The organism is Edaphobacter sp. HDX4, from assembly GCF_036877565.1.
GTDB lineage: Bacteria > Acidobacteriota > Terriglobia > Terriglobales > Acidobacteriaceae > Edaphobacter.
Window position 1 is genome coordinate 150446 of sequence record NZ_JAEDXW010000004.1, and the last position, 11544, is coordinate 161989.

The following is an 11544-nucleotide window of genomic DNA, read 5'->3' on the forward strand; positions in this document are numbered from 1 at the left end:
CTTTGGGGATTTGCTCCGTAAGCAACGCGCCTTTTGAGACGGCCGTCGAAGTTTGAGTGCAGGTTGTGCGACGCCTGCTCACGAAAGGAGAACGCTATGACAAAGATTCTGTCCTTAGCCTCGCTCGCGGTCATGTCGGTCGCCCTGCAGGCACAGAGTACGGCCTCTCCTCAGACTCCCGATCCAGCCATGACACCGGGGACGACCCAGACGGGTTCGCATGCGCGTGCGATGACGGATGCAGGCACGCCGCAGCAGACGCAGAAGGCGGAACAGGTCCAGGCGGCAAGTGTGGCAGCGGAGTTTACCAAGGGAATCGACACAAAGAAGGCAAAGGTCGGCGACGAGGTCAACGCCAAGACAATTAGCGAAGCTAAGTTACCGGATGGCACAGCTCTCCCGAAGGGAACGAAGCTGGTCGGCAATGTCGTGGATGTAAAAGCAAAATCCAAGGAACAAAACGACTCACACCTGGTGCTGGCGCTGAATCGCGCTGTGCTCAAAGACGGTAAAGAGGTTCCGATCCGTGCCGCTGTTACTTCAATGACAGCTCCGACGCTCAGTTCAAATACGGACATGGCAGCCGGAGGAGCTGCGATGGGCAGCACGCCGATGGGCGGAAGCCCAGGGGCTGCAGGAGCTGGCGGATCAACGGCAGGCGCCGCCGCACCCGTGCCGAGCTCTCCAACCATGGCTGCAGGAGAGATGAATTCTCCCTCGCAAACTGCAGCACCTGGACAGATGCTGAAGAACGCTACCGATCGTGTCGCTGTCGGAAACAAGCCGAAGGTTATGCTGAGTGCACCTTCGACTCCGGAGAGCGCGGGTGTGCTGGACGCGCAGGGTGAGAACATCTCTCTTGAGAGTGGAACGAAGTTCACAGCCAATGTCGCCCCCGCGCAGGCGCTCGGACAGGCGCACTAGTTTTCTTTGACCGGTAGTGAGCAAGGGCAGCCACATGGCTGCCCTTCGCGTCGTTCAGATGTCGTTCAGATACGGTGAAATGCCTTCTGGATATCTTTGAGGGAGTATCGCAGGGCGATGGGACGTCCGTGAGGACAACTGGTGGGATGGTCTGTCCTTGCCAGCGCTCGAAGCAGCCAGTCTATCTTCGCCGGATCGAGCGGCGTGTTGATCTTGATCGCAGCATGACAGGCGATCGAGGCGGCGATGCGATGACGGCGTGCCTCGGCGTTTTCAACCTGCTGCTCACGATCAGGGACCGCGAGAACCTCCTCGATCATTCTCTCCAGTTCCCTGCCCTCAAGACCGACGGGAGCGGCTTTGATCGCGATGGTCTGCGGACCGAAGGGCTCGGCCTCGAAGCCGTTGCGCTCAAGCTCTGCAGCCAGACGCGCAAATGCAACCATCTGCGCGGGAAGAAGATCGATAAGAACAGGCATCAGGAGCCGCTGACGCTGCACTCCCTCAACCTCGCGCTCCCGCAGGATCTTCTCGAAGAGAACGCGCTCATGCGCGACATGCTGGTCCACGATCCAGAGTCCTTCATCATTAACAGCAAGAATGAAGGAGTCCTGTAGCTGCCCGAGAGGCCTGAGGGTCGCGAGAGCGTTCAGGGTCCGGGCTTCTCCGTCAGGTTCAAGTGGCGACGCCGAGAGTGGACGCTCATAGCCCACGGGGATGCCTTCGCTGAAGGCCAGCCGCCCTGGTGCAGCGGGGAGAGCTGGCGATTCCAGGCTGAAGGCTGCGACATCCGAGGCAGTCGGCGGAGCTTCGGAGCCGAATCCGGATGGATCACGAACCGGATCGAAGACCGGCTGCTCTGATCCAGATGGTAGAGGGCTGACGTCGACGAGCAAAGACGCACTGGCGAGCGGGCTATTGTGCAGCGCTTGAAGAAAGTCGGCTGCAGGACGAGCGTGCATGAGCGCCGTCCGTACCGTGTCGCGCACGAAATCGTGAACAAACGCAGACTGGCGAAAGCGAACCTCAGTCTTCGCAGGATGAACGTTGACGTCCACCTCCTGAGGCGGCATCTCGAGAAAGAGAAGTATGACCGGGTAGGAAGTTGGGGGAATGATGTTGCGATAAGCCTCGGTCAGAGCATGCAGGATGAGGCGATCGCGAATGAGACGACCATTGACGAAGATGTAGATCGAGTTTCGATTGAGCTTCTGCAGGTCGGGCTTGGAGACGAAGCCGGAAAGACGAAGAAAGCCCGGCTCTGGTGGCTCGTAATCCGCATCGCGCTTCCATGGCGGTGGTTCGGGGAGTCCGGCGCGCGCGAAATCGATCTCTGCCGCGGCAGGAATCATGTTCGAGCTGGTCTCTCTTCCGAAGATCTGGAAGAGACGATCGGCACTCGTCGCCGCCACCGAGGCGGTCAGTAGCGCCTGGGTGGAGGAGTGCAGCTCAAAATGCCTTGTGGGATTGGCCAGTGCATAATGGGTCACCAGCGCGGCGATGTGGGATAACTCGGTCTGTTCGGATCGGAGAAATTTTCGCCGGGCAGGCGTATTGAAGAAGAGATCGCGGATGGTGATCGTCGTCCCTACCGGCAGACCTGCAGGTTCAACCCGAAGTATGTTGCCACCTGCTATTTCAACGATCGTTCCAGCCTCTTCCTCGGCTGATCGGGTTTCGAGTGTGAGCCGCGAGACGGATGCGATGGAAGGGAGAGCCTCGCCCCGGAAACCGAGCGTCGCAATCGAGAGCAGGTCATCGGAGGTGCGAAGCTTCGAGGTGGCGTGGCGTTCGAACGCAAGGAGAGCGTCATCTGCGACCATGCCGTGACCGTTGTCATTAATCCGGATGAGCTTGCGCCCGCCAGCCTCGATTTCGATCCGAATCCGGGTAGCCCCGGCATCGAGCGAGTTCTCGAGCAGTTCCTTGACCACCGAAGCCGGACGCTCGACGACTTCACCGGCGGCGATCTGGTTGGCCACCAGGTCGGAGAGGATGCGAATGCGACCCATGTCTCTGATTGTATGGGTTAGAGCAGTGCGGAAAACGAGTCCGGAATCGAACAGCATCTCACGGGGGAGAGGTAGCCGGAGATGATTCGCAAGCTCAAAACCGGAGAATATCGGATTTATTCCCGCCACGTGGATCCGAAGACGAAGAAGAGAAGGAATCTCGGAACGTTCTCAACCCGGGAACAGGCTGAAAAGCACGAACGGGATATCCAGTACTTCAAGCGTCATTAGCAATCGGAACAGATACAGAAGAGTGGCAGATCACGCCTTGCGATTGAAGAGGTGGATCTGCCACTCTGCGCATTCTCGGCTGAACTTCGTTTGTGAGTTCAGTTGGAGCGCGCAAACCGTCGGCGGCGATAAAGTTCACTGCTGCCGCCCAGAAGTCCAGTAGCCAGCAGAGCCAGCGAACCGGGTTCAGGCACGGGAGACGGTCCACCAGCGGGAGTTGCCGCGAAGGTACCGTAAGATGCGGCCTGCCCATCGTTGTAGTAGAAGGCATAGCCGCTAGTGGAATGGAAGGTGTAACGATTGGGTGATGTCCCAATCAATTCGGAGAAGGTGATGTCATTCAGTTGCCCGTCAAGGAAGCGCACCAGAGTATCGCCGGTAGCTCCTGCAAGGGTAAAGGTCTGGCCATCGATGTTGAAAACGACATCGAGCAGCTTTCCATTCGAGATCGAGTAGTCAGAGATCCCGGTTCCAGAGGGAGCACCGTCGAAGGTCACGGATCCAGTGCCACCATAGATGGAACCGGGAGAGGGTGTCAGAGTGACGTTGTAGGTAACCGTGTCAGCGAGGAGCGGGGCCGAACCTGAGAGAACCAAGGCAACTGCAGTAAAAACCAAAACTTTCAAAAGACGAGACATTGTTTTCATCCCAACTTGCTTGTATGAGTACTGCCTGCCATAGAAGCAAGTGGGTGGCCAAAGTTCGGGAGCGGCCTTAGAGGCGCTTATCCGCATTTTTTTGCACATTTGTGTCTTATTGCTGTGGCACAAGGGGAAAGTGTTTTCCTACCTAAGCTCTAGAAGGGAAGATTTGTGGAACTGTGAAGAACGCAGATACGAAAACATTGGCCATCGGATTAAAGTGGCCAGACCTCTTGGAAGTTCTGTACACTTCCCGGGCCGAACGAGCAGAAATGTTTTCGGTTTCGAAACTCCAACGGATTTCGAGGCCAGAGAGACAATTTGCCCCCGGCGCACTTTAGAGAGTTTCTAGTTCGAGGAGCCAAGCAATGGGATCAGACCAGACGAGCCGGCGGGAGTTTGTAAAGATGGGGGCGGCGGTGGCCGGAACCGTCGCGACATGGAATGCAACAAGTTACGCCAAAATTGTGGGTGCAAACGACCGTGTACGAACCGCAGTGGTGGGCTGTGGAGATCGTATGAAGAGCGCGTTGATTCCATCCTTTCTACAGCACGCCAAGGACATGAACTTCGAGTTTGTGGCGATCTCGGATCTATGGAATCGCCGGCGCGAGGAGGGTGTCGCTTACATACAGAAGAAGGGCGGCCCGAAGGTCGAAACCGTGCGAAACAATGATGAGCTCTATGCGCGCAAGGATGTGGATGCCGTACTGATTGCGACGGCGGACTTCCAGCATGCAAAACATGGTGTTGAGGCGGTCAAGGCTGGTCGGGATGCCTATGTGGAGAAGCCGCTGGCCCACACGATGAAGGATGCTCGTGCGATCCGCGACACCGTGCACGCCAACAAACAGATCGTGCAGATCGGAACCCAGCGAAGATCGACCCCCAGCTATCAAAAGGCGTATGAGTACATCAAGTCGGGCAAGTTCGGGGACATCAACATGGTCGAGATGACATGGAATGTGAACCAGCCCGGACGCTGGCGCAGGCCCGATGTGGTGCCGCTGCTCAAGGAACAGGACACGGACTGGAAGCGTTACCTGATGGATCAGCCGTACGAACCCTTCGACGCGAGGAAGTACCTGGAGTTCCGTCTGTTCTGGCCGTACTCTTCGGGAATCCCGGACCAGTGGCTGGTCCACCAGATCGACACCGTTCACTGGTTCAGCGGATATCCGCACCCGCGCAGCGTGGTGGCAAACGGAGGAATCTACCAGTGGCACGACGGCCGCAAGAACTGGGACACGATGACGGCGGTCTTTGACTATGGTCCGGAAGATGATCCGACCAAAGGCTTCCAGGTGCTCTACTCTTCGCGGCAGACCAACTCTGCTGGTGGCGTGAAGGAGATCTACTACTCCAATGGCGGCTCGCTCGACATGGACAAGCAGGTGGTGAACTCGACCGGTGGCCTTACGGCGAAGGCAGCTGCGGAAATGGACATGAAGGCGAATCTGCTTCCGACGACCGCGTTGAGCGAACACGCTGAGGCTGCCTCCACGGCTGCGGACACTGGCGCCGATCCGATGACCTCGGCGAACATGCTGAACTGGATGGAATGTGTCCGCTCGCGGAAGCAGCCCAATGCCAATGTGGACGCAGGCTACAGTCATTCCGTTGCGCTTTGCATGAATATCGCGGCGATGCAGACAGGACAGAGAGTGACCTTCAACTCCAAGACGCAGCAGATCCTCGCGGGAGGCAAGGTCTATGCGTAGTCTGCTGCTGGGGTGCGCAGTGGCCATGAGTGCTTTGCAGGTAGCCGGAGCGGCAACGAAGGGGGTCAACGTCGTCGCTGACGAGGCACAACACCGTGTAGACGTAACGATCGACGGCAAACCTTTTACTTCTTACGTGTGGCCTTCCACACTGAAGAAGCCTGTGCTGTTCCCTCTCGTGGCCGCCGATGGAGTCACGGTCACGCGGGGGTATCCGCTTGCTCCCCGAGATACGGAGCGAGTGGATCATCCGCATCATGCAGGTCTGTGGTTCAACTATGGCAACGCGAACGGGTTTGATTTCTGGAATAACTCCGATGCCATCAAACCTGAGAACCGGGGAAAGATGGGGACGATCCACCACGAGAAGATCGTCTCCGTCAAAAGCGGAGCCAAGGGAGAACTGGTCGTCGACTCAGTCTGGGAGACCGGTGCAGGAGAGAAGATTCTCAACCAGAGAACCAGGTACGTCTTCTCTCAAAACGGGGATACGCGCACGATCGATATGACCGTGACGCTCACGGCTCTCGACAAGGTGGTGTTTCACGACGATAAGGAAGGAGTACTCGGAATTCGCGTCGCTCACTTCCTGGAGTCACCGACTGAGAAAGGTGGTACCTTCGCCGATGCAAGTGGACGGCAGACCAAGGTGGAAGGCAATACCGCAGGAGCCACCGGAGTCTATCGAACGAGCGAAGGAGTGGAAGGCGACGCGGTGTGGGCGACGCGCGGACGCTGGTGCGAGCTAACGGGCCACACTCCGGATGGACACACTGAGACGATTGCGATCTTCGATCACAAGGGCAATCCGGGATACCCAACTTACTGGCATGCACGTGGGTACGGGCTATTTGCAGCGAACCCTCTGGGCAGGAAGATCTTCGATGCCAAGCAGCCGCAGTTCGACTACACGCTTGAGAAGGGTAATTCTGCGACGTTCCAGTATCAGGTCAGCATCTCGTCTCATGCTGTCTCGCCCGCAGAGATGAACAAAGCCGCGGATGCCTTCGAATCCAAGAAGTGACGCTTCTCGCCAAAGAAGAAAGCCGCCTCAGGACGAGGCGGCTTTTCTTTTGGAGTTCAGCTGGTTTTCAGGAATAGATGCCGTCGCGATGCATGCGGCCCTGGAGGCCGTTGAATGCGGTTGCCGGTGTATCCATGGCTTTCTTGAAGGAGGTTTGGAACGCCTCCATTTCGGAGGGCAGACCGACCGTGACGCGGACATAGGTTGGCAACGCCGCCCAGCTACGACCGATGTGGACGTTATCTTTCGCCATGAGAGCGCGTATCTGGGGACCCGGTCGCTTCACGTCGATCATGAAGCAGTTGCTCTCCGACGGGATGAAGGAATAATCGTTGGCCTTCAACCACGCGAAGGTCTTATTGCGAGTCTCGGCGATCAGCTTCTTACGCGTGGGCACCAGATCGGAATCCATCAGGCTGGCCTGAGCCGCGATCATACCGGTAATAGGCATCGGTGACTGACCGTAGTTCTCAAGCTTCTTGAGCAGGTCAGGCCGCGCAATCGCGAAACCGCAGCGAATGCCTGCCATCCCGTAGATCTTCGAGAAGGTACGCAGAACGATGACGTCCTTGCCGACCTTCACGTGGTCGATTGCCGAAGTAGCATCCGACAGGTGGATGTAGGCCTCGTCAACCAGCACAACTGCCCCGGCTGGTTTGTTAGCGATGGCGTAGTCGATCTGCTCCTTGCTGGTCGTAGTGCCGGTGGGGTTGTTTGGATTACAGATGTAAATCAACCCCGCGTTCGGATCCGCTTTGATCATGGCAGCCACGTCATGGGAGTGATCCTTCGCAAGCGGAACGGCGTGAATCTTCGCACCCGCGATGGTAGCGGCGCGCTGTCCAGCCTCATAGGTCGGGTTCCCGCAAACAAAGCTCTTCGTCGGCGAGGTGAACGCCAGAGAGCTATAGTGGAGCGGTGGGCTGGAACCGTCGTAGACCATGACGTACTCGGCAGGAACCCCCATCTGCTCGGCGAACATCTTTATGAGGCTGAAGTAGAGCGGTGGAGCATAGCGACCGCCGTTCGGGATGATATCCGCGATAGCCTTACGAGCCGAGTCCGAAGGCCCGAGCGGGTTCTCGTTTGCATCCAGGTAGACACCGTTCATCGAGAACTCAGGAACAGCGGCAGCTCCCATGGCAGCACGAGCGAAATGGGCCTCGGTAAGAATGGGCGCAGCAACGACCGCAGCGGAGGCTGAGCGGAGAAAAGATCGGCGCGAGAAGGGCTGACAACCGGAAAGATCTTGCGAAAAAGACGGCATGGCTAGCTCCTGACTTGAGGGCAGTGCGAGTGATTTTAATTGTCGGCCTGGGAGATGCGAGGAACAGACGGGGTTGCACTCGCTAGCGATAAGGGTAACGCCGCTGGAAGATTTTTTACAGCATATTGTGACGAAATAAAAGGCCGCCCGGATGGGCGGCCTTTCTGACCCTCAGGATGGTTAGCGCTTCTTCTTTTTGGACGGCTTTGGCGTGGTCTTAGTCTCTACCGGTTGATCTGGAGCGGATGCAGAATCCTTTTCGCGATCCCCGATCATGTGTAAACGCATGAAGTTCGTGGCTCCGGAGCGTGTGCGCGTTCCAGCGACGATGCCTACGATCTGCCGCTCCCGGACGCGGCCGTGGCTTTCAAGGATCTCTTCAGCCATGTTGACCAGCGTGTCGGTATCGTGGAAACGACGGCAGAGGATAGGATAGGTCCCCCACAGAAGCATCGAACGATTGATGACTTTCTCAAACGGCGAGAGTGCATAAATCGGGGGATCAGGACGGTATTTGGAGAGCAGACGAGCGGTCGCGCCGGTCTCCGTGAAGATTGCAATGGCTGACACGTCCAGGTCGTCAGCCGCGTGCGCCATGCATTCGCAGATAGTCTCTGCGACAGACAGCCGCATACCACGAGGGTGATGATGCTCAGGCGGCGGATCCAAGTGGATCTGCTCTTCAGTTTCAGTAACGATCTTTGCCATCATTGCGACAGCCTCTACCGGATACTTGCCTGCAGCGCTCTCTGCCGAGAGCATGACGGCATCTGTACCGTCATAGATGGCGTTGGCCACATCCGAGGCTTCGGCGCGGGTCGGACGTGGATTCTCGATCATCGATTCCAGCATCTGGGTTGCGGTGATGACCGGCTTTCGATACTCAGCCGCCCGCCGGATGATGTGTTTCTGAATTGCAGGAACCTTTTCGGGCGGAACCTCTACGCCAAGGTCGCCGCGCGCCACCATGATGGCGTCGGTTGCCTCGAGAATCGAGTCGAGATGTTCGATCGCCTGCGGCTTTTCAAGTTTGGCGACGATCCAGGCGTCGGAGTTGAGCGCTGCCAGGCGCCCTTTTACGTGGCGGATATCGTCCGCCGTTCGTACAAAGGACACAGCAATGGTATCGACGCCGGCACCGATGGCGAAGATGAGATCCTCTTCATCCTTATCTGTGAGCGAGGGCACTTTGACCGGAATTCCGGGGAGGTTGATGCCCTTGTTCTCACCCAGCATGCCACCATTGATGATCTTGCAGATTACGTCTCCGCCCTTAACCTGCTCGACGTGCAGCTCAATCAATCCGTCGGACAGAAGGATGCGCGAACCCGGCTCGAGATTCTCAGCCAGGGTCGTGAAGGTCGTCCCGACCATCGATGCCGTGCCTGCGATCTCACGCGGAGTGATGATGAGCTGTTTGCCGGCGACAAGCTGTACGGGTTTGTGATCCTTAAGCTTCCCGGTACGGATCTTCGGCCCCTGAAGATCGGCAAGGATGCAGATAGGCTTCCCTTCTTCCTCTGACACCTGCCGCACCATGCGGATGAGCTCCGCCTTCTGTTCGTGGGAGCCATGCGAGAAATTGAGACGAGCGACGTCGAGTCCGGCGCGCACAAGCTGGCGGAAGACATCGATAGAACTCGAAGCGGGCCCGAGTGTGCCTACAATCTTGGCGCGGCGACCACGTAGCGTTCCGTTGGAAGGGGTATCGAGAAGCATGGGATTCGCGGAGGTAGTCATAAATGCAGCAGGATCCTTTTCGAACCGTCGCGGAAGAGTCCCCGATGGTATTACCAGTAAAGTTAGTACGTCGTCATTCTACCCGTGCGGGAGCTGCTTCGGGTAAAACGGTTTAGCGATTAGCGATAAGGATGTTGGTGCAGGCGGAAGGCGTAGTTGAACTCTGCGCCGAAGAGAACACTTAGCGAAACGATGTAGAGCCAGAAAAGAAGCGCGATTCCTGCCCCCAGCGAACCGTAAACCTGCGAGTAGTTGGCGAACCGTGTTACGTACCACCCGAAGATGAGCGTGGTGAGAAACCACATTGTGGTCGCGGCGATCGCTCCGGGCAGAACCTGTCGCCAGGGCTGCCGTACAGGAGTTCCCATGTGATAGATAAGTGCGATAAGCCCCACAGATCCGGCAAGCGCCACAAGCCAGCGAACGGTGAGCGCCACAATGTAAACCTCTGTCCGTATAGAAGGCATGACATGACCAGCCACCCAGTGAGTCAGTGAATGCCCAAAGACGATAAGTGCGCTGGAAATTCCGAGGGGAATAAGAGAGAGCGGAACCAGGGCATAGGCACGGGCACGCCGCCTCCAGAAGGTCCAGCAGTCCATCGGCAGTTCATTTGCTCTGCGAAACCCTTCCATGAACGTGGCAATTACACTGGAAGCTCCCGTGAACGAGACAAAAAATGAGACGCCTAGTACGTGCGTAGATTTCGCTGTGTGCGGAGAGCTGGCAAAGTATCCATCAAGGATGGGCATCACGTCGGCCGGCAGAAGGCGCTCAAAGAAGGTGCCTAGCTGGGCGCGAATCGGTGCCGTGTCGGGCAGTAGCGCAATCAGCGCGGCCGCTACCAGCAGCGCAGGAAACAGGGCCACCATTGCCGAGTAGGCCGCCGACTGCGCAAGATTCAGAACATCATGATCTATAGCGCGCACCACAGCGCGATGAGAGATAAGTGGTATGCGCAGCAGTGTTCTCACGGATACAGTCTAAGCCCGCAAACCTCAGCGGCGTCCACGACAAAGTTACGCCTTCCAGCGGTTCAGGAATTTGGTAACGTCACTGGAATTCATATTGCGCATGTTCTCGAATTCCTTGTTCTCCTGCGAGTAGAGAAGCTTCCCGTTTGCATCCAGCACTGCTAACGCTGGAACACCCTTCTGGATGGGAACCTTATATTTTGCGGCGATATCCACGTTGTGATCCATGCGACCGATATCGACATGAACGACAATGAAGTGCTTGCGCAGAAGCTCAGCGTTTGGGCTCTGGTGCATGTAAATGTCTAAGACCTGGCAATCTCCGCACCAGTCACCACCGAAGTCCAGAATCACGCGCTTTTTCTCCGCTTTGGCCTGCTTTAAGGCAGCAGCAATATCGGCTCTGGGGTTGGCCGTAGAGGAATAAAGATGCTTTTTTACGAACGGAGGGGCCATCTGCGCGGTCATCGGAGACGGCGTCACAACGGTCCAAAACATCAGAACCGCCGCAAAACCCGGGAGTGAAAAAGACCTTTGAAGCATGGTGAGTGCAAAACCTCCGTGTTCGTCTTTCTACAGACCTGTACCTTTGATGATGCATCAGCCTATTCGGCAGTCGCAAGGAACGTTACCGCGAGCGGGAATATGATGGTCACCCTGGAGAATCTGCGCAAGTCCCTGGTTTCTCGGTCCAAATGAGAGAAATGTTTGTCCGCGAGATGAATGTTTCATCTCAACGTGCCCTGAGGGGGCATTTCAGGTGGTGCTTTCTTGTCACAGGGCTCTGTTGTGCGTTCTCCGAGTCAAAACCGAGACGAGCAGGCATGGTGTGGAGAACGATCTGTTTCACGCCTGTGAATGTAGACCTAAACTTGCGAATAACGTTTCGCCTCTACGAAGGATCAAGAACGAGTTCGACCAAGTCAAGGTTTTATACGCAAGTCTACATACCTTGGTAATATGCCGGTAATTCCAAATACATTTTCCAAGTGAGGAGAGCCATCCGATGT

10 protein-coding genes are annotated in these 11544 nt (G+C 56.8%); 4 read left to right on the top strand and 6 right to left on the bottom strand.

Annotated features, from left to right (window positions below; genetic code table 11):
- The first annotated feature begins 96 nt into the window (after positions 1-96).
- A complete protein-coding gene (locus JAO29_RS06185) occupies positions 97-924 on the top strand; it encodes a hypothetical protein (RefSeq protein ID WP_334267318.1) in 828 nt (275 codons plus the stop codon).
- 65 nt (positions 925-989) lie between these two features.
- On the opposite strand, the gene mutL is transcribed toward JAO29_RS06185, so the two are convergent.
- On the bottom strand, positions 990-2936 hold the full coding sequence (mutL, locus tag JAO29_RS06190; RefSeq protein WP_334267319.1) for a DNA mismatch repair endonuclease MutL: 1947 nt from the start codon (positions 2934-2936) through the stop codon (positions 990-992).
- 81 nt (positions 2937-3017) lie between these two features.
- Here mutL and JAO29_RS06195 point away from each other — a divergent pair, with 81 nt between their 5' ends.
- Positions 3018-3167, top strand: coding sequence for a hypothetical protein (locus tag JAO29_RS06195; protein ID WP_334267320.1), 150 nt, complete (start codon positions 3018-3020; stop codon positions 3165-3167).
- 98 nt (positions 3168-3265) lie between these two features.
- On the opposite strand, the gene JAO29_RS06200 is transcribed toward JAO29_RS06195, so the two are convergent.
- Positions 3266-3805, bottom strand: coding sequence for a PEP-CTERM sorting domain-containing protein (locus JAO29_RS06200; protein WP_334267321.1), 540 nt, complete (start codon positions 3803-3805; stop codon positions 3266-3268).
- A gap of 371 nt (positions 3806-4176) precedes the next feature.
- On the opposite strand from JAO29_RS06200, the gene JAO29_RS06205 reads away from it, so the two are divergent.
- Positions 4177-5529, top strand: coding sequence for a Gfo/Idh/MocA family protein (locus JAO29_RS06205; RefSeq protein ID WP_334267322.1), 1353 nt, complete (start codon positions 4177-4179; stop codon positions 5527-5529).
- The gene (locus JAO29_RS06210) at positions 5522-6553 is read left to right on the top strand and encodes a PmoA family protein (protein WP_334267323.1); all 1032 of its coding nucleotides are present in this window, start codon (positions 5522-5524) and stop codon (positions 6551-6553) included. Before JAO29_RS06205 ends, JAO29_RS06210 begins: the two co-directional genes overlap by 8 nt.
- A gap of 67 nt (positions 6554-6620) precedes the next feature.
- Here the strand turns inward: JAO29_RS06210 and JAO29_RS06215 are convergent, their stop codons facing one another.
- From JAO29_RS06215 to JAO29_RS06230, 4 genes are all read right to left on the bottom strand, one after another.
- On the bottom strand, positions 6621-7820 hold the full coding sequence (locus JAO29_RS06215) for a pyridoxal phosphate-dependent aminotransferase (RefSeq protein WP_334267324.1): 1200 nt from the start codon (positions 7818-7820) through the stop codon (positions 6621-6623).
- 180 nt (positions 7821-8000) lie between these two features.
- Positions 8001-9560 carry a pyruvate kinase gene (gene pyk / locus JAO29_RS06220; RefSeq protein ID WP_334267325.1) on the bottom strand — a complete coding sequence of 520 codons (1560 nt, stop codon included), beginning with the start codon at positions 9558-9560 and terminating at the stop codon, positions 8001-8003.
- 119 nt (positions 9561-9679) lie between these two features.
- The gene (locus JAO29_RS06225) at positions 9680-10534 is read right to left on the bottom strand and encodes a YihY/virulence factor BrkB family protein (RefSeq protein ID WP_334267326.1); all 855 of its coding nucleotides are present in this window, start codon (positions 10532-10534) and stop codon (positions 9680-9682) included.
- Positions 10535-10579: 45 nt separating this feature from the next.
- Positions 10580-11032, bottom strand: coding sequence for a thioredoxin family protein (locus tag JAO29_RS06230; protein ID WP_334267327.1), 453 nt, complete (start codon positions 11030-11032; stop codon positions 10580-10582).
- Positions 11033-11544: the final 512 nt, after the last annotated feature.

Excerpts from the sequence above, each read along its gene's own strand:
- JAO29_RS06185 (WP_334267318.1), top strand. The coding sequence starts at position 97 with ATGACAAAGATTCTGTCCTTAGCCTCGCTCGCGGTCATGTCGGTCGCC.
- mutL (WP_334267319.1), bottom strand. The coding sequence starts at position 2,936 with ATGGGTCGCATTCGCATCCTCTCCGACCTGGTGGCCAACCAGATCGCC.
- JAO29_RS06195 (WP_334267320.1), top strand. The coding sequence starts at position 3,018 with ATGATTCGCAAGCTCAAAACCGGAGAATATCGGATTTATTCCCGCCAC.
- JAO29_RS06200 (WP_334267321.1), bottom strand. The coding sequence starts at position 3,805 with ATGTCTCGTCTTTTGAAAGTTTTGGTTTTTACTGCAGTTGCCTTGGTT.
- JAO29_RS06205 (WP_334267322.1), top strand. The coding sequence starts at position 4,177 with ATGGGATCAGACCAGACGAGCCGGCGGGAGTTTGTAAAGATGGGGGCG.
- JAO29_RS06210 (WP_334267323.1), top strand. The coding sequence starts at position 5,522 with ATGCGTAGTCTGCTGCTGGGGTGCGCAGTGGCCATGAGTGCTTTGCAG.
- JAO29_RS06215 (WP_334267324.1), bottom strand. The coding sequence starts at position 7,820 with ATGCCGTCTTTTTCGCAAGATCTTTCCGGTTGTCAGCCCTTCTCGCGC.
- pyk (WP_334267325.1), bottom strand. The coding sequence starts at position 9,560 with ATGACTACCTCCGCGAATCCCATGCTTCTCGATACCCCTTCCAACGGA.
- JAO29_RS06230 (WP_334267327.1), bottom strand. The coding sequence starts at position 11,032 with ATGTTTTGGACCGTTGTGACGCCGTCTCCGATGACCGCGCAGATGGCC.